Source organism: Sphingobacteriaceae bacterium GW460-11-11-14-LB5, assembly GCA_002151545.1.
In the GTDB taxonomy this organism is placed as follows: domain Bacteria; phylum Bacteroidota; class Bacteroidia; order Sphingobacteriales; family Sphingobacteriaceae; genus Pedobacter.
The window spans coordinates 3,870,445-3,889,811 of record CP021237.1; the positions used below are offsets into that span (position 1 = coordinate 3,870,445).

General features: G+C 37.8%; 18 protein-coding genes. 13 read left to right on the forward strand and 5 right to left on the reverse strand.

What is annotated here, in order from left to right:
* The 12 genes from CA265_15380 (at position 1) to CA265_15435 (ending at position 12,179) form a co-directional block, all read left to right on the forward strand.
* The gene (locus CA265_15380; protein ID ARS40958.1) at positions 1-891 is read left to right on the forward strand and encodes a hydroxypyruvate isomerase; all 891 of its coding nucleotides are present in this window, start codon (positions 1-3) and stop codon (positions 889-891) included.
* Between the two features lie 12 nt (positions 892-903).
* On the forward strand, positions 904-1,779 hold the full coding sequence (locus tag CA265_15385) for a xylose isomerase (GenBank protein ARS40959.1): 876 nt from the start codon (positions 904-906) through the stop codon (positions 1,777-1,779).
* A 9-nt stretch (positions 1,780-1,788) separates the two neighbouring features.
* Entirely contained in the window at positions 1,789-2,658 is an 870-nt protein-coding gene (locus CA265_15390) for a xylose isomerase (GenBank protein ID ARS40960.1), read from the forward strand.
* 590 nt (positions 2,659-3,248) lie between these two features.
* Complete coding sequence (locus CA265_15395) at positions 3,249-4,238, forward strand: aspartate-semialdehyde dehydrogenase (GenBank protein ARS40961.1); 990 nt, start codon at positions 3,249-3,251, stop codon at positions 4,236-4,238.
* Positions 4,239-4,296: 58 nt separating this feature from the next.
* Positions 4,297-4,899 (forward strand): CDP-alcohol phosphatidyltransferase, encoded by a 603-nt coding sequence (locus CA265_15400; GenBank protein ARS40962.1) that lies wholly within the window; start codon positions 4,297-4,299, stop codon positions 4,897-4,899.
* Between the two features lie 136 nt (positions 4,900-5,035).
* Positions 5,036-6,160 (forward strand): ATPase, encoded by a 1,125-nt coding sequence (locus CA265_15405; GenBank protein ID ARS40963.1) that lies wholly within the window; start codon positions 5,036-5,038, stop codon positions 6,158-6,160.
* 16 nt (positions 6,161-6,176) lie between these two features.
* The gene (locus tag CA265_15410; protein ID ARS40964.1) at positions 6,177-7,583 is read left to right on the forward strand and encodes a D-alanyl-D-alanine carboxypeptidase/D-alanyl-D-alanine-endopeptidase; all 1,407 of its coding nucleotides are present in this window, start codon (positions 6,177-6,179) and stop codon (positions 7,581-7,583) included.
* A gap of 249 nt (positions 7,584-7,832) precedes the next feature.
* On the forward strand, positions 7,833-8,354 hold the full coding sequence (locus CA265_15415) for a GNAT family N-acetyltransferase (GenBank protein ID ARS40965.1): 522 nt from the start codon (positions 7,833-7,835) through the stop codon (positions 8,352-8,354).
* Between the two features lie 61 nt (positions 8,355-8,415).
* A complete protein-coding gene (locus CA265_15420) occupies positions 8,416-9,264 on the forward strand; it encodes a hypothetical protein (protein ID ARS43015.1) in 849 nt (282 codons plus the stop codon).
* A gap of 290 nt (positions 9,265-9,554) precedes the next feature.
* Positions 9,555-10,850, forward strand: coding sequence for a phosphopyruvate hydratase (locus CA265_15425; GenBank protein ARS40966.1), 1,296 nt, complete (start codon positions 9,555-9,557; stop codon positions 10,848-10,850).
* A gap of 241 nt (positions 10,851-11,091) precedes the next feature.
* Entirely contained in the window at positions 11,092-11,391 is a 300-nt protein-coding gene (locus tag CA265_15430; protein ARS40967.1) for a septum formation initiator, read from the forward strand.
* A gap of 173 nt (positions 11,392-11,564) precedes the next feature.
* Positions 11,565-12,179 (forward strand): hypothetical protein, encoded by a 615-nt coding sequence (locus CA265_15435; protein ARS40968.1) that lies wholly within the window; start codon positions 11,565-11,567, stop codon positions 12,177-12,179.
* A gap of 361 nt (positions 12,180-12,540) precedes the next feature.
* On the opposite strand, the gene CA265_15440 is transcribed toward CA265_15435, so the two are convergent.
* Positions 12,541-14,625 (reverse strand): hypothetical protein, encoded by a 2,085-nt coding sequence (locus CA265_15440; GenBank protein ID ARS40969.1) that lies wholly within the window; start codon positions 14,623-14,625, stop codon positions 12,541-12,543.
* 227 nt (positions 14,626-14,852) lie between these two features.
* On the opposite strand from CA265_15440, the gene CA265_15445 reads away from it, so the two are divergent.
* Positions 14,853-15,587, forward strand: coding sequence for a hypothetical protein (locus CA265_15445; protein ID ARS40970.1), 735 nt, complete (start codon positions 14,853-14,855; stop codon positions 15,585-15,587).
* Positions 15,588-15,701: 114 nt separating this feature from the next.
* Here the strand turns inward: CA265_15445 and CA265_15450 are convergent, their stop codons facing one another.
* From CA265_15450 to CA265_15465, 4 genes are all read right to left on the reverse strand, one after another.
* Positions 15,702-16,445: a 3-oxoacyl-[acyl-carrier-protein] reductase gene (locus tag CA265_15450; protein ID ARS40971.1), complete on the reverse strand. Its 744-nt coding sequence runs from the start codon at positions 16,443-16,445 to the stop codon at positions 15,702-15,704.
* Positions 16,446-16,589: 144 nt separating this feature from the next.
* Positions 16,590-17,666 (reverse strand): agmatine deiminase, encoded by a 1,077-nt coding sequence (locus CA265_15455; protein ID ARS40972.1) that lies wholly within the window; start codon positions 17,664-17,666, stop codon positions 16,590-16,592.
* Between the two features lie 151 nt (positions 17,667-17,817).
* The gene (locus tag CA265_15460; protein ARS40973.1) at positions 17,818-18,171 is read right to left on the reverse strand and encodes a four helix bundle protein; all 354 of its coding nucleotides are present in this window, start codon (positions 18,169-18,171) and stop codon (positions 17,818-17,820) included.
* A 187-nt stretch (positions 18,172-18,358) separates the two neighbouring features.
* Entirely contained in the window at positions 18,359-19,234 is an 876-nt protein-coding gene (locus CA265_15465) for an acyltransferase (protein ARS40974.1), read from the reverse strand.
* Positions 19,235-19,367: the final 133 nt, after the last annotated feature.

Sequence of the window (19,367 nt, forward strand, 5' to 3'; positions counted from 1 at the left end):
ATGTCTTCAAAACTGGATAGAAGAAATGCTTTAAAGAACATCATCGCAGGAACCGCTGCGATTGGTGTTTCTTCAGGATTTTCAGCATTAGCAATGGATAAATCAGAATCAGATCAGCCATTAAGGCTAAAAGGAAATATTAATCATGCCGTTTGCCGCTGGTGTTTTAGCGGTTTAGATGTAGAAACACTTTGTGTTGAAGCTAAAAAAATCGGTATTACAGGCATAGATTTAGTTGGACCAAAAGATTGGCCGACTTTAAAAAAACATGGATTAGTATCGACCATGTGTAATGGTGCAGAGATTAATTTAGTGGATGGTTTTAACGACGAAAAATTCCACGAAAAGTTAATTCAAAACTATACGGCAATGATTCCGCTTGTTGCCGAAGCCGGATACAAAAACCTAATTTGTTTTAGCGGAAACCGTCGTGGTAAAGATGATGAAACCGGTTGGAACAATTGTGTAAAAGGATTGAAACAGTTAATCCCTTTGGCCGAAAAGCACAATGTTGTATTGGTAATGGAATTGTTAAACAGCAAAGTTAATCATAAAGATTACCAATGTGATAGAACTTCATGGGGCGCCGAGCTTTGCAAACGTTTAGGATCTGAAAACTTCAAATTGTTATACGATATCTATCATATGCAGATTGATGAAGGAGATGTAATCAGAAACATCAGAGATCACCATCAGTATATCGCCCACTACCACACCGCCGGTGTTCCGGGTAGAAATGAGATAGATGATACGCAGGAACTATATTATCCTGCAATCATGAAAGCCATTGCCGAAACTGGCTTTAAAGGTTTCGTTGCACAAGAATTTATACCTAAAAATGCTGACAAATTAGCCTCTTTAAAAAAGGCAGTTTCTATTTGCGACATCTAAAAAAATACACCTATGTTATCAAGAAGAAATTTTATTTTAAATACGAGTATGGCTGCAGCTGCAGCACTTTTGGTTCCATCCTTCGCTTGTGTAGCCAACGATAAAAAATTAGTGGGTTTGCAATTATACTCTTTAAGGGATGAGCTTCCGAAAGATGTAAAAGGAACATTGGCTAAAGTAGCTAAAGCTGGCTTTAAGGAGGTTGAAACTTATGGTTTTTCTATAAAAGATCAGTTTTGGGGCTTAACACCAGCCGAATTTAAAAAATTGCTTGATGACAACGGATTAACTGCGCCAAGCGGTCACTATGGCTTAGGCAGTTATTTAACCGATGGAAACACGGAGGAATTAAAGGCGGCAATTGCAGCAGCTAAAGTGCTGGGAAGTGAATATGTAACCATTCCATGGTTAGATGAAAGCATCAGAAAAAGTGCTGAGGACTACAAAAAAATTGCAGTTAAAATCAACGAAGCCGGAAAACTGGCGAAAGAAGCGGGTATCAGGTTAGCTTACCACAACCACAATTTCGAATTCGAGAAACAAGGTGATACCACTGGTTACGAAATCCTGTTAAAAGGAACCGATAAAAACCTTGTTGATTTTGAACTTGATTTATATTGGGTTGTACGCTCAGGTAACGATCCGATCAAATTATTTAAAGAAAATCCAGGCCGTTTTACCATGTGGCATGTTAAAGATATGGATAAAGCAGATCCGGCATTAAATGCAGAAGTAGGAACAGGTTCTATTAACTTCAAACCTATTTTTGCGGATGCAAAACTTTCGGGCATGAAACACTTCTTTGTAGAGCACGAAACCAATTACAAGCCAAACCCGATGGAATCTGTTGCAGCAAGCTGCGCATATATTAAAAAAGAAATTATTTAAATTTAAGAGATGAATTCAAGAAGAACATTCTTAAAACAGGCAGGATTAGCTGCCGGAGCGGCATTGTTAATTCCGTCGTTTGCTTTTGATAAAGTAAATAAAAATATTGGTCTACAATTGTACTCTTTACGTAATGAACTGCCAAAAGATGTAAAAGGCATCATCGAAAAAGTAGCACAAGCCGGCTATAAGGAAGTAGAAACTTATGGTTTTGCTAATGGAAAATTCTGGGGCTTAACGCCAAAAGAATTTAAAGCTTTATTAAATGCGAACGGTTTAAAAGCACCAAGCGGTCATTATGGAATGGATGAATTTTCAAGAACCGGAAAAACCGACAAGTTAAAAGCCGATATCGAATCTTCAGCAGCCATTGGTGGTAAATTCTTTACCATTGCTGGTGCACATGTAGATAAGAGCAAAGGTGTAGATGGTTTTAAGAAAACGGCTGATGATTTTAATAAGGTTGCTGAAATTGCAAAAGCATCAGGTTTAAAATTCGCTTACCACAACCACGATTTCGAATTTAAAAAATTAGGTGATACCACTGGTTACGATGTTTACTTAAGCGAAACTGATAAAAACCTGGTAAATTTCGAAATGGATTTATACTGGGTAGTACGCTCAGGTAACGATCCTTTAGCCTTGTTTAAAAAATACCCGGGCCGTTTCCCAATGTGGCATGTGAAAGATATGGACAAAGCCAAACCAGAATGGAATACTGAAGTTGGCAAAGGTGCTATTGATTTTAAAAGCATTTTTGCCCAGGCAAAATTATCTGGTATGCAACACTTTTTTGTAGAACACGAAACCAATTATCAACCTGATCCGGTTGGTTCGATCAAAACAAGCTGCGATTATATTAAAGCTAATTTGATTTAATTTACTAACCCTCGCAGTTTTTTAAACGGCATGGTCCTCATTAAGGCTATTACACCGAATTGAATCTGCGAGGGTTATAAAAAAAGAATTTCTAATGGCAAACTGATTTGGGCGTTACCCTTTCCCCTGAAATACGGAAAAGGGTCGGGCTTTTCAGGGCTAGGCTTTGCTCCGGTACCAATAAAAAATTGGCACTAAACCCTTACAATCCCTAACGCGGATTTACCGAATTAAAATTTCCTCTATTATTAGAAAGACTGCCCTCAGTTATTTAAACCTGATAGAACGGCAATACTTTTTAATTGCAACGATTATAAATTTTGACCGTTATTGTTTAAAAAGATTATAGTGATAGCAGGGCCTTCGCAACCGATAGGCACAGGAACCTGCTTTCCAAAACAAAGAACGACAATTTTTAATGTGGTTTTTTACTGCCCAAAACTTTATACTCCAAGCCTTATTTTCTATTGAAAAAGTAAGATTTTAAATATTAAAAGCAAATTTAATTGGTAACAATGGGGATATAAGCTTAATTTTTAGCATATTTGGACTTATATCAAATGTTTAATAATATATAATTAAAATTTAAAATGAAAGTAGCAGTAGTAGGTGCCACCGGATTGGTAGGCACTGTCATGTTAAAAGTATTGGAGGAAAGAAATTTCCCTTTAACAGAGTTGATTCCCGTAGCATCAGAAAAGAGTGTTGGTAAGGAAATTACTTTTAAGGGTAAGAAGTTCCCAATTGTTAGCATGGATACTGCAATCAGCATGAAACCAGATATCGCTTTGTTTTCTGCAGGTGGAAATACTTCATTAGAGCATGCTCCACGGTTTAAAGAAGCGGGAACCACGGTTATTGATAATTCTTCTGCCTGGAGAATGGATCCTGCAATTAAATTAATTGTACCGGAAGTTAATGCTCACGAGCTTTCTATCGATAACAAAATCATTGCTAACCCAAACTGTTCTACCATTCAAATGGTTGTGGTTTTAAAACCTTTGCACGATAAATACAAAATTAAACGTGTGGTGGTTTCTACTTACCAATCGGTTACCGGTACAGGTGTTAAAGCAGTTGAACAATTAATGAATGAGCGTAAAGGCGTTGATGGTCCTAAAGCTTATCCGTACGAAATTGATTTAAATGTTCTTCCTCATATTGATGTTTTCATGGAAAACGGATATACCAAAGAAGAAATGAAAATGGTGAAGGAAACCAACAAAATCATGAGCGACGATAGCATTAAAGTTACCGCGACTACGGTTCGTATCCCGGTAATGGGCGGTCACTCAGAATCGGTAAACATCGAGTTTGAAAATGATTTCGATTTAGCTGAAGTGCGTAGTATTTTAGAAAAATCACCTGGCATAATCGTTGTTGATGATGTTGCCAACCTAAAATATCCAATGCCAAAAGATGCGCATGAAAAAGATGAAGTTTTTGTAGGCCGTATCCGCAGAGATGAGTCGGCACCAAAAGCATTAAACCTTTGGATTGTTGCCGATAACTTACGCAAGGGTGCTGCAACCAATGCCGTTCAGATTGCCGAATACCTGATTCAAAAAGAATTGGTTTAATCAATAAATTTAAATAAAAGCCTCGATTTATCGGGGCTTTTTTATGCGCGCTCCAATCATGAAACATATCCCCATTGCTTTAATTTACGCCAGGTTATTAATTGGTTTCGGGATTATTTTACTTAGCCTTTTCCATGCCAATCACTATTCTTTTCTTGCGATTACATTATTATCGATCGGTTTATTAACCGATGTTTTCGACGGAATAATTGCCAGAAAGCTCAATATCTCTTCCGAAAAGTTACGCCGTTTAGATTCCGGCATAGACCAGGTATTTTTCATTTCGGTTGCAGTAGCGACTTATCTTCAATGCCCCGATTTCTTTAAGGCCAACCTGGTAAAACTGATTGTACTCGGTGCTTTTGAGGCCTCAACTTATGCTTTAAGCTACATCAAATTTAAAAAGGAAATTGCCACCCATTCTATCGGCGCCAAAATTTGGACCTTAATTTTATTTGCTACCCTGGTCGAAATTATGGTGCATTGCGAATCAGTGTTGTTATTTGAGCTTTGCCTTTGGATTGGTCTGGCCACCAGATTAGAAATACTTGCCATTGTTTTCACCCTGAAAAAATGGACAAATGATGTGCCTACTATTTATCACGCTGTAAAACTCAGACAGGGAAAAGAAATTAAACGCAATAAATTGTTTAATGGATAACTCAGCTAAACATATAAAACAGCGATCGTAATCACTAAATTATATATAAAAAAGAGATTGTAATCACTAAATTATATATAAAAAGGAGATTAGCTTTAAATTTGATTATATTTGTTATCGAAAATGATATCATGAAATGATCATTAGAAGTTTGCAAACCCATATTGAATCTAAGTTTTTTAAACAAAAGGCAATTATAGTTACAGGCGCAAGGCAGGTAGGTAAAACCACTATGCTAAAACAGCTGGTCGATAAAACAGGATTACCTTTTGTTTTCCTAAACTGCGACGAAGCTAACGTCCGCGCAACCCTAACAGATATCAGCATCGAACGGCTAAAATCAATTGTTGGATCGAATAAATTTATTTTTATCGACGAAGCACAACGTGTTACAAATATTGGTTTAACATTAAAATTAATAGTCGATAATTTTACCCATGTACAACTTTTGGTTACAGGTTCTTCATCTTTAGATCTGGCCGTTGGCATCAAAGAGTCATTAACCGGAAGAAAATTTGAATATCACCTCTTTCCATTTTCAGTAGCAGAGCTTGTTGAAGATACAAACCTGCTTGCAGAAGAACAGGCATTAGAAAAAAGATTGATTTATGGCTCTTATCCTGATGCCATCAATTATCCAGGGGAAGAAAAAGAGTTATTGCTGAACTTAACCAATAGTTATCTTTTTAAAGATATTTTATCGCTTACAGGCATTAGAAAACCTTTGCAACTCGAAAAATTGGTACAAGCCTTAGCGTTGCAGATTGGTAATGAGGTATCGTACACAGAGCTTGGCCAAATGATTGAAGCAGATAAACTAACCGTTGAGCGTTACATCGATCTATTAGAACAGTGTTTTGTTGTATTCAGGTTAGGTGCATACAGCAGTAACCTCCGGAACGAAATAAAGAAGAGCAAAAAAATATACTTCTACGATACGGGGATTCGCAATGCAGTAATTGAAAATTTCAGTATGCTCGGATTGCGACAGGATGCTGGTCAGCTTTTCGAAAACTATATCGTTTCAGAATATATAAAGGCCAGTAACAATAAAAGAAAGCATGCGAAATATTATTTTTGGCGTAGTTTTCAACAGCAGGAAATTGATTTAATAGAAGAAATTGATGGAAAAATTAATGCGATAGAAATCAAATGGAACGAAAATAAAAAAGTCAGGTTTCCATCAACCTTTTTAGATGCATACAACACCAATGAAACACACGTTATAAATAAATCTAATTATACCAGCTTTCTGATATAATCTTTGCCAATAAAAAATGAAATTTATCAAATTATTAATCCTATTCGTTTTCTCAGCAATTGCTACAATTGCTCAAAATAGAATTCAGAACCTCGAAAAAGCTTTCAATAGTTTATTAAATGATGAACAGGCCAAACATGCCATTGTCTCACTTTGTGTTTTAGATGCCAATAGCGGAAAAACATTATTTGCTAAAAATGAGCAAATTGGACTGGCTACCGCTTCTACCCTAAAAACCATTACTGCGGCCACTGCTTTCAGTATTTTAGGAAAGGATTTTCAATTTCAAACCACGCTGGCCTATACCGGAACAATTACTACAGATGGCATATTAAAAGGAAATCTGATCATTATTGGCAATGGCGACCCAACATTGGGATCATGGCGTTATCAAAACAAAGAAAATGCGGTTTTAACGCAATGGGTTGCTGCCATAAAATCGGCAGGGATTAAAAAAATTGAAGGTGCAGTAATTGGTGACGATCGCATTTTCGGTACCCAAACTACACCCGAAGGTTGGGTTTGGCAAGATATTGGCAATTATTATGGTGCCGGAACTTCTGGTTTAGCCTGGCGCGAAAATCAATTCGACATCCATTTAAAACCTGGAAGTAACACATCGGATGAAGTAAAAATTGTAAAAACAGTTCCCGCTACTCCTTATGTGCAGCTGGTAAATGAATTAAAAACGGGTAGCTCGGGATCTGGTGACCGCGCTTATGCTTTCTTGCCTCCTTATAGTAATACGGCTTATATCCGCGGCAGCTGGGGCATGGGCATTGCAAAATCGGGAATATCAGTTGCCCTACCCGACCCTGCTTTTGATTGCGCATACCGTTTGCAGGATACCCTGCAAAGATTGGGCATTTCAACAAACCAGCCAGCCACTACAGCCCGGTTAATGCTGTTAAACAATCAGGTAATTCCTTCAGTTACACAAAAGATAAACACCATAAGCTCTCCAAATTTAAGCGAAATCACTTATTGGTTTTTAAAGAAAAGCATTAACCTGTATGGCGAAACACTTTTAAAAACCATTGCAATAAAATCGGGCAAGGCAGCTACAACAAGTAAAGGTGCTGAAACCGAGATCAATTTCTGGGCGGATAAGGGCATCGATAAAACGGCCCTCAACATCATTGATGGCAGCGGACTCTCTCCAGGCGATAGAATAACAACTTCGGCAATGGCCAGTGTACTTTTCCAAATCCAAAAGGAAAACTGGTTTCCTGATTTCTATAAAGCTTTGCCAGAATACAATGGCATGAAAATTAAAAGCGGAACCATAAATGATGTTTCGGCATTTGCCGGTTACCATACCGATGCTGCAGGGAATAAATACGTTGTAGTGATCAACATCAATAATTATAGCGGAAGTGGAATTAATAAGAAGTTATTCAACGTATTAGACGCGCTAAAGTAGTATCAGCACAAAACTTGAGTATTTAAATTATTCCGTCAATTGCTTTCAGCAGCCTGCTTTTTCCTGATCCATTACTGCCTTTTATCCAGAAAATACCTTCAGGAATTTTAATATTATCTATCTTTAAAACAAGATGATTGAAATAAGATTTTTCAAACTGATTGAAGTATAACATAAAATCATTTTATTTCTGACTTTATTTTTAATCAAAAGTTACAGGCCTTATTTATCCCGATAAAATTAGATACGATGCAATTAGTTTTACGCCCTTACCAAGCCAGTGATCTTGAAAGTTTGGTTAAATACGCCAATAATTTTAATATTTCGAAAAACTTAACCAATAAATTCCCTTTCCCTTATGAAAAAAAAGATGGCGAAGCTTTTATTCAACTGGCCTTAAGTCACAAACCATTGCAAATCAAAGCCATTGTAGTCAATAATGAAGTAATTGGGTCGATAGGCGTACATCAACTGACTGATATCTATAGTAAAAGTGCAGAAATCGGCTACTGGATTGCTGAAGATTTTTGGGGCAAGGGCATCGTTCCACTTGCTGTTAAAGAAATGTTGAGGTATGGTTTCGAAACATTTGATATTGAAAGGATTTTTGCACGTACTTCTCATGTAAACTTAGCATCGCAACAGGTTTTAAAAAAAGCAGGTTTTATTTTCGAGGCGGAGTTGAAAGGAACCATTTTTAAAAACGGGGAATATTTTGATGAATTAATTTTTGGATTCAGGAAACATCAGCTCAGCTCAGAACAACATTAAAACATTTTGTTAAAGCCGAAGCTTATTGCGTAAATTAGTACAAACCAAAAACAACAAAGCAATGAAATTATTCAACAAAATTACAGCACTGTTTATCATGCTATTAGGTGTGGTAGATTTAGCAAACGCACAGGATTTAAAAATACCGCAACCCAGTAGCGGGCAAACCATTATCCAGGATTTTGGATTAGGCAAAATCACTTTAACCTACTCCCGTCCGAATGTAAAGGGCCGAAAAATATTTGGTGGCATGGAACCCATGGGCGTGGTTTGGCGTACAGGAGCAAACGCCGCTACACGTATTAAATTTACCGATGATGTTAAAATTGAAGGGAAAGACTTGCCAGCCGGCGAATATGCTTTATTCAGCATACCTGATAAAAATGAATGGACCGTTATTTTTAACAAAACCGCTAATCAATGGGGTGCCTACGAGTATAAAGAAAGTGGTGATGCACTACGTGTAAAAGTAAAAACAATAGCTTTAAAGGATAAAGTGGAAACTCTTACCATGCAATTTTCGGCTGTTAGCGAAACTTCTGCAACGTTAAATATGATGTGGGAGAACAATGCCTTTGCCATTAATATTACGACTTCTATTGATGAAAAAGTGATGGCCAATATTGCTGAAGCGATGAAAGGCGAAAAAAAGCCATACTATAATGCAGCAATGTACTATTACCAAAATGGAAAAGATTTAAAAACTGCATTAGAATGGATGAGTGAAGTAGAAAAATCGGATATGAAAGCCCCATGGTTTAAATACTGGAAAGGCCGCATTCAACTAAAAATGGGTGATAAAGCCGGTGCAGAAGCTAGCGCTAAAGCGGGCCTAGCTTTAGCAACTGAAGCAAAAGTAGATGAATATATACGCTTAAATTCTCAATTATTGGCTGAAGCTAAAAAATAAAGAATCGTCATTTCGACCGTAGCGGAGAAATCTATCTGCATGATATTGTACATAGATCTCTCTCCCGAAAATTCGGGACTGTGCTTCAGTCGAGATGACGACTTTCATCCGGCATTACAGATAGCCAATATTAACTTAAAATTAACCGTTGGTTAACTTGAACAACTATCATAACATTAACCCTCAAAAGGCTTTATTTATTTAAAAAATATACTAACTTTGATGTTGCGCTTAGTAATTGTACTTTGTACACTAAGCAGATTAAAAAATCAACAAAAAATTAAATAAAAATGAGCATAATCGTTAATGTCCATGCCAGACAAATTCTCGATTCGAGAGGCAATCCAACAGTAGAAGTAGAAGTTGTAACAGAAGCAGGCGCTTTTGGCCGTGCTGCTGTACCAAGCGGTGCATCTACTGGACAATATGAGGCTGTTGAATTACGTGATGGTGATAAATCTACATATTTAGGTAAAGGTGTTTTAAAAGCTGTAGAAAATGTAAATACTAAAATTGCGGATGCATTAAGAGGTATTGATGTTTTTGAGCAAAATACAATTGATAAAATCATGTTGGACCTAGATGGTACCGAAAACAAAGGTAACTTAGGTGCTAACGCAATTTTAGGCGTTTCTTTAGCGGTTGCTAAAGCTGCTGCTGATGAAATCGGCCAGCCATTATACCGTTACATTGGTGGTGTTAATGCAAACACTTTACCAATCCCGATGATGAATATCATTAACGGTGGTTCTCACTCTGATGCCCCTATCGCATTTCAGGAATTTATGATTATGCCAGTTGGTGCTCCTTCTTTCTCTGAGGCTTTACGTTGGGGAACTGAAGTTTTCCATAGCTTGAAAAAAATTCTTCACGATAGAGGTTTATCTACTGCAGTAGGTGATGAAGGTGGTTTTGCACCAACTTTCGATGGTACTGAAGATGCTATTGAAACAGTATTAAAAGCAATTGAAACCGCTGGTTACAAACCAGGCTCTCAAATCTGTTTAGCTTTAGACTGTGCTTCATCTGAGTTTTACAAAGATGGTAAATATGATTATACCAAATTTGAAGGCGCAACTGGCGTAATTCGTTCAAGCGAAGAGCAGGCACAATATTTAGCAGATCTTTCTGCAAAATATCCAATTATCTCTATTGAAGATGGTATGGATGAAAACGACTGGACTGGCTGGAAAAGCTTAACAGATAAAATTGGTGACCATGTTCAATTGGTTGGTGATGATTTATTTGTAACTAACGTTACGCGTTTACAACGTGGTATCGACGAAGATACCGCTAACTCAATCTTAGTAAAAGTTAACCAGATTGGTTCTTTAACTGAAACCATCAATGCAGTAACTTTAGCGCAAAACAGTGGTTATACTTCGGTAATGAGTCACCGTTCTGGCGAAACAGAAGATGTTACGATTGCTGATTTAGCTGTTGCATTAAACTGCGGACAGATTAAAACCGGTTCTGCATCACGTTCAGACAGGATTGCAAAATACAATCAATTATTACGTATTGAAGAAGAATTGGGTGAAAACGCTCGTTTCATCGGTTCAAAATTCAAATACGCTAAAAAATAACCCCTAAATCCCCTAAAGGGGACTAAGAATAATGCCAAAAGCCCCTTTAGGGGTTTGGGGTGTTAACAAGTTGAAAAACTTATTTGTAAAACATCCGGAGATTTTAAATCTTCGGATGTTTTTATTTACATTTACGTCATTGCGAGGCACGAAGCAATCTTACTACCTTGAGCTTGACTGATAAAAACTTATTGCTTTGAGATTGCTTCGTACCTCGCAATGACGATTTTTTGAGAAATATATGAAACGTTTAATAGATCTTTTCCGCAACAAATATTTCCTTGCTACTGTCGCTTTTGCGATGTGGATGCTATTTTTCGATAAAAACGATATGATGTCGCAGTACGAATACCGCAGCCAGGCGAATAAACTGCAGGAAGAGAAGGAATATTTCGAGAAAGAGACTGCCCAGGTTAAAAAAGATTTAAACGAGCTGAATACCAACCTCAATACCGCTGAAAAATTTGCCCGCGAAAAATACTTCATGAAAAAAGACAATGAAGATGTTTTCGTGATTATCCAGGAAGAGAAGAAGGATTAGCGTATGGCGCTGGGCGTTTAGCGTTTAAGTTATCTTCCTTTAGTCTCGTCCTCCTGAACTTGTTTCAGGATCTAAAGCAAAAGAATTTTGATTGGCTGTTTGCAGTCAGCAATTTAACCATTCAACAATTTATCAGTTAACCGATTAACCCATTCAAACAGTTAACCAATCGAATGCTCCACATCCTCTACATTATTGCTATAACAGCTGAAGCCATGACCGCAGCACTTTCTGCCGGCCGACGTGACATGGATTGGGTTGGTGTTTGTATTATCGCCTGGGTTACAGCATTGGGTGGCGGAACAGTTAGAAATGTATTGTTTGGCCATTACCCGATGAGCTGGGTAGAACATCCGGAATATTTGGTGATTACTGCAGTAGCGGCCTTACTCGCTGCATTTATTGCCTCCATTATGACCAAACTCAAAAAACTCTTTCTTTACCTTGATGCTTTAGGCTTGGTGGTTTTCACCATTATTGGCTGTCAGGTTGCGCAGCAAATTCACCTGCCTTATTTAATTGTACTTTTTAGCGGAATGATTACCGGTTGTGCAGGCGGCGTACTTCGTGATGTACTTTGTAATGAGGTTCCCTTTCTTTTCAGAAAAGAGATTTATGCCAGTGCAGCAATCGTTACCGGTGCGGTCTATATCGGCATAGAACATTTTCACGGAAGCGAAATGCTGGCTACCATTACAGCTGCTATTATTGGATTAACATTAAGGTTACTTTCTATCCGCTTCGAATGGCATATGCCGAAGTTTGTTTATAGGGATGAATGGCACTAAGGATGGAAAATGGATGAGGGATAATGGATAATGGAATGGACCAAAACATCATCCATCTTACCTCCCAACATTTTACATCAGCTAAAGTTCTAGCTATCGAAAATGAATAAGGGATGATGAACGATGGAAATAGACCAAACATCATCCATCTTACATCCTTACATTTTACATCACCTAAAGTTCTAGCTATCGGAAATGAATGACGGATGATGAACGATGGAAATAGACCAAAACATCACCCATCTTACCTCCCAACATTTTACATCAACTAAAGTTCCAGCTATCGAAAATGAATAAGGGATGATGAACGATGGAAATAGACCAAACATCATCCATCTTACATCCTTACATTTTACATCAGCTAAAGTTCTCCGTTTCGCTTTCTTAAGAACCACTCTACTCCCAGCAAAATCAAAATTAAACCGAACAGCCATTTCATGCTGATCAGTTCGTCATATTTACGGTCTTCGTAACTGATGGTTTTAATATTTTCGTTTTTAGCAATTTCATCAGCTATTTTGAGCAAATTTTCGGGCATAAACAGCTTACCATTGCTTTGTTTCGACATCGTATTTAAAAGCTGATGATTGGCTGTGGTTTGCTGAAATTCTGCAATCAGCGCATTTACATAGAAACTACCCGTAGCCGTGAATTTCTTTCCGCCCAGTTCGGTATTGGCTAAATAAGAATAATTACCTGCAGGCATGGTTCCGGCATCTAACTGATAACCATTTTCAGTTTTGGAGAAAATATAATTAAATACTTTACCCGCTTCATTTTTAACCTGAAGGTTAACTTCCGGTTCATTGACAGGCTGATAGCTATCGTTATAAAGCGTGCCGTTAAACTGAATGGTTTCATTTTCATCATAAGCTGATTTCGAGGTAAATACCTTAAACCTCCGTTTATCATCTTTAACAGATAGGTATTGAACGGTTTTCGAAATCAGGTCGTTTAAAACTGATTGATTACTTTCATTCTCAGCCTCCGAGAGTTTCCATCGCCAAAGCCCCTCTCCCATTAAATAGCCCGTCTTTAAACCATTTTCATTTGCAAAGAATAACAATGGCTGCTGTGTGCTGACTTTGCCGATACGCTGATTAAAAACAGGTGTGGCGCCTGCATTTACAGTTAACCTTCCAAACGGACTGAGCAGCGGATCGAAAGATGAAAACTGTTTTTTATCTTCTTCTGTGAGATTGAAACTGGTAAAACCATTGGCAAAATCGGCATATACTTCCTGGATCGAACCATTGGCAGAACCTAAGTTGACCTGGTTTTGCATTTGATTGAAAGCGTTTACATTACTTTGCGCACCTAAAATGTACCAGATCGGTTTTTTTAAACCGGTTAACTTCTTTAAAAACGCAGCTGAAATATTCTGCGCATCGGGTAACTGATACAATACGATTAAATCGAATTTAGATGGATCTGTTGCACTTAAATCATCGGCAAGGGCAAGTTTAGCTTCGTAATGTTTATTCAGCGAAACAGCCTCCTTTAAAACCCCTAAATCGGGATGTGGTGCAGCTGCTGCGAGCAATACTTTCTGTCTGCCATCAATCACTTCTACATAAAAAGTCTGGACATTATTTCTGGTTGTAATTTCATTTGCTAAAGCGCCCAGTTGAACGGTATATTTCTGAACACCGATTTTACCTGCGTGAATCTTAACCGGAACCGTTTTAACAAAGGAGCTTCCATTAATGGTTATATTCTGTTGCTCAATCTTTGCGCCGTTTTGGCTAACCGTTAGAGAAGTGCTTTCACTATTGCTTTGAAAAGCCTGAACCTGGACTTCGATCGTAAAATCGTCATCCAGATAAACAATATTGTTGTAATTTACATTCGAAATCAATACATCACGCTTTGGAATACTATCACCCAGGGCAATCGTATAAACCGGTGCATTGATCTGGTTTACGCTATACAGCGGATTTCCGCCATGATTAAAAATACCGTCGGTTGCTAAAATAATGGCACCAACATTTCGGTTGGTATATTCATCTCTAATTTTCTGAAAAAAAGCGGAGGCATCGGTTAATTTCCCCTGGTTTTTAAAATCGAAACCATCTGCCACCTGATCGCCAAAGTGAAATGTTTTCACCTCGTATTTGTCTGATAGTTTATCCTGTAAGGTTTTAAGGTGTTGTTCGTATAATTTTTGGTCGAAACCAGCTGCTTTAACCTGACCTACAGAGAGCGAATTATCCTGTCCGATAATAATAACAGGTTTATCTAAACTATAATTTAATGTTCTGATGAGGGGGGCAAATATTAGCCACGCAATGGTGGTTACCACAATAATCCTTAAGGTAGTTAAGCCATATTGCAGTTTTTTATCTAAATTTTTGTTGCCACGATAAAGCAACCAGGCATACAGCACACCTAACGCCAGGCAACCCAGAAAAAACAAAATAGAAGTACCCGAGAAAAAACCAGTCATAATTCATAAAGATGGTAATTTTGGGGAAATTTTCAAGGTTATTTGTCAATTGGTTCAATGGTTCATTAGCCATTAGCTCATTAGTAATGGCTTATCGAATGAATCAAGTGGCCTATCTGCTTCTAACACTATACGCCAAACGCTTTCCGCTATGCCATTCTATGTGTTGATAATTAAATATTAGTACTAAAAAAGATAATTCATTAGCTTTAGCCAAACCAAAATTTATGAAATTTATCTGTCTAACATTTCTGCTATCTCTAAGCCTTATGGTGAATGCCCAAAACAATTTTAAAGCCACACAAATTAAATTTGAAAGAGTAGAAAAGGCCTACAACGAAAAGTGGGAAACACTGAAAAAATTTGTTAGGGCTGGTGGATACGGTGATCAATTTTCCATGGTTATCAATGCTTACAAAACAGAAGGCAAACTTGAGGTATGGTTAAAGAATAATTCGGCTAAAACCTATTCATTGTTTAGGACTTACGATTTTTGTGCCCATTCTGGCACCATTGGCCCGAAAGTAATTGAAGGCGATGGACAAACGCCAGAAGGTTTCTACTACGTTAATGTTTTTAATCCGATGAGCAATTTCCATCTATCACTGGGTGTTAACTATCCAAATACAGTAGATTATGCAAGAACCGGAAAAGATAGAAAACCTGGAAGTGATATTTACATTCACGGCAATTGTGTAACCGTGGGTTGCATTCCCCTAACAGACGAAAAAATTAAAGAGGTTTATATTTTGGGTGTTGAAGCCAGAAATGCAGGTCAGGAGAAGATTCCGGTTAATATCTATCCCTTCAAAATGACTGATGGAAATATGAAGAAGTATATTGCTCAATTCCCTGCGCAGGCCAGCTTTTGGAAATCGCTGCAACCAGGTTATTTAGCTTTCGAGAAGAATAAAATGCCTGCTAATATTACTGAAGTTAAAGGCCGATATTTTATAAAGTAACAAAAGAAGTCAAGTTTTTCATAGCAAACTGGCCATCAAAACTTGACTTCTTAATATTTCTATGGCTTTGGAAAGAAAACCCTCCACCTTAAGCCTTCTAACCCTCTACCTTCCTTAAAGCATTCCGCCGCAAACCGATAAAGTTTGGCCAGTTACATAAGCACTCATATCTGAAGCTAAGAACACGCAAACATTGGCAATATCTTCCGTTTCTCCGGCACGTTTTAAAGGAATATCTTTTTCCCATCCTTCAACAACTTTCGGATCAAGGATATCTGTCATTTCGGTACGGATAAAGCCTGGTGCTACGACGTTGGCACGGATATTTCTCGAACCTAGTTCTTTAGCGATCGATTTGGTAAAACCGATGATGCCAGCTTTAGAAGCAGCATAATTTGCTTGTCCACCGTTACCTGTAGTACCCACAATAGAACCCATATTGATAAAAACACCTTTACGGGCTTTCATCATTACTTTAGAGGCGGCCTTGGTTACGTTGAAAATCGATTTTAAGTTAATGTTGATCACATCATCCCAGTTTTCTTCGCTCATACGCATCAATAAACCATCTTTCGTAATTCCAGCATTATTTACCACGATATCAATCGTACCAAACTCCGCTACAATATCGTTGATTAATTGCTCAGCTTCAGCAAATTTAGAAGCATCAGAACGATAACCTTTAACTTTTGTTCCGAAGCTTTGTAATTCCTGTTCTAAAGCTTCACCTTTTTCTACTGATGATAAATAGGTAAAAGCTACATTAGCGCCCTGCTCGGCAAATTTTTCAGCTATTTTACGGCCAATCCCTTTCGATGCGCCTGTAACTAATGCTGTTTTTCCTTCTAATAATTTCATAACCCCTAAATCCCCTAAAGGGGACTTTTATATAATTTATAAAAACTTAATTGTGGTAAAGTTAACAACTCTACCGAGATATTGTTAAATTGTTTCATTGCTAGATTGTTTAACAACTGGAAACTATCAACTGTTAATTGCAAACTAAACCGCAGGTTCCTGCTGACTCAAACAGTGAAAGCTTCCCAATCCCCAGATAATATCTACTGAATTGATACCGATCACTTTCCGGTCAGGGAAACAACCTTGAATAATAGCTAAAGCTTTCTGGTCGTTTACATCATCAAAAACCGGAACAATTACCGCTGCATTCGCAATGTAAAAGTTTGCATAAGAGGCAGGCAAACGGGTATCTTCATGAATAACCGGCGATGGCATAGGCAACTCTACAATATTCAATGCCCTGCCATCTTTTAGTTTCATCGCCTTTAAAGCCGCTAAGTTTTCTTGTAACAGCAGGTAATTTTCATCCAGCGGATTACTTTCAACAACTGTTAAAACCGTATCTTCATTTACAAAACGGGTAATATCATCAATGTGGCCATCGGTATCGTCGCCAACAATTCCATCGCCCAGCCATAACACTTGTTCTTGTCCGTAATACTCAAGCAAATATTGCTCAATTTGCGCTTTGGTTAAATGCGGATTACGGTTTTCGTTCAATAAACAAGCCGTGGTGGTTAAAACCGTCCCAGCGCCATTAAATTCTACCGAACCACCTTCCATCACAATATCTGGCGTAAATAAAGGCAGTTTAAAATGATTAGCAATTTTTGTCGGAACCACATCATCCAGGTCAAATGGCGGATATTTACCACCCCAGGCATTATATCCCCAATCGACAACAGCTTTTTCATTTCCTTTTAACAAAAATGCAGGTCCATGGTCGCGGCACCAGGCATCGTTGGTTTCATTGAAATAGAATTCTATCTGGCTTAAATCGGCGTCTACTTTCGTTAATTCAGAAACCGCAAAAGCTTTCATTTCTTCATCCTTAACATTGATGCGTACCTTTTCACCTTCAGCAACAGCTTTAATAAACTGGCAATATGGTTCGTATATCGTTTCGATTTTATCTGGCCAGGAAGCTTCTTTATGCGGCCAGCTCAACCAGGTTGCCTCATGTTTAGCCCATTCGGCAGGAAAAGCATAACCTTGCTGCTTTGGAGAATAATCGAACTGATTAATATTTAAATCTTTTCTTGGAGGAAAATTTGACATAATTTTTAAGTCCGAAAGTCGGGTGTCCGAAGTCGGATGATTTAGTGTTTTATTGTTTAGTCCGAAAGTCGGGTGTCCGAAGTCGGATGATTTAATGTTTTAGCTATAGACCGAATATCATCGGATCTCGGTCTTCCGACCCCTTACTAAATTAATTTAACGATTTGATTAATGCAGAAATCATGATCAAAATTTCTTCACAGGATTGATAGTGTTTCTGAAATATTTCTTCATTAATATAACCTCTTCTTATTGCAAGATGTAGGCAATTCACAACCTCAATATCTGACCTTAAGGCATAACCTAAAAATTTCTTGAACTCAGGATTACTTTGGCCTGTACTTCCTTCAGCAATATTCATTGATATTGAATCGGCTGCACGTTTCGCTTGCGATGTTAAAACATAAATCTCTTCTTTTGGAAAAGTTTTTGTCATTTTATCAATCTCATCAGCTAAATCTAAAGCTTTTTGCCAAACCTTGAGTTTTTCAAATTTGAATGCCATAATAAAGTCCGAAAGTCAGATCTCCGAAGTTATAATTTATTAGAATAGACTATACAAATTACAATTTCTTATAATACAATCCAAAACAATGATCTACTTTCCCAGAGTTGTTAATGAATTTCAAACTAGCCATCACGCCTGGTATGCTCTTTGACTTCCGTCTTCGGTCTCCCGACCTCCGACTTTTCTAATCCCCGTCAATATATCTTTTGGTAATCGGCTGATAAGAATCGATCCTTCTATCTCTTAAAAAAGGCCAGTGTTTACGGAAGAAATCAGATTCTGATAAATCTAATTCAACCACTTCTGTCTCCTCTAAATCGTGTGAAGCTAAATAAAGTAGTTTGCCTTGCCCGTTTGTAGCGAAACTTCCGCCCCAGAATTTCATGGCACCATCTTGTTCAAAACCCACACGATTTACACTGACTACGGGAACACCGTTTGCAACCGCATGCGAACGTTGGATGGTTTGCCATGCATTGTATTGATCCTGATTGGTTTCTTCATCCTGATCGGTAGCCCAGCCAATTGCAGTTGGATAGAACATAATATCGGCACCCATCAGAGCCGTAATGCGCGAAGCTTCAGGATACCATTGATCCCAGCAGATCAGGATACCGATTTTGGCAAATTTAGTTTCGAAAACCTTGTAACCTAAATCGCCTGGTGTGAAGTAAAATTTTTCGTAAAAAGCAGGATCATCAGGAATATGCATTTTGCGATATTTACCTAAATATGAACCATCAGCATCTAAAACGGCTGTAGTATTGTGGTATAATCCTTCCGCACGTTTCTCAAACAAAGAAGCAATAATGACCACGCCTAATTCTTTGGCTACCACTTGCAAAGCATCGGTAGATGGACCCGGAATAGCTTCTGCCAGATCAAAATTATCGTAATCTTCAACATCGCAGAAATACAGCGAAGTAAAAAGCTCTTGCAAACACACAATCTGCGCACCTTTTGCTGCCGCTTCCCTTACTTTCGCAATCGCTTTATCTAAATTTTCCTGCTTAACTTTAGTACAACTCATTTGCACTAAGCCAACTTTTACTTTCTTCATATTTTTGAAATGAGAGAATGAGAGAATGATAAAATGATTGAATGCTTAATGTAAGGCCATTCACTCACTCAAAATTCAGTCATTCAAAATTAGGCTGCAAAGTTACTAAAAAGGTTGAAGGTATAAAGGTTGA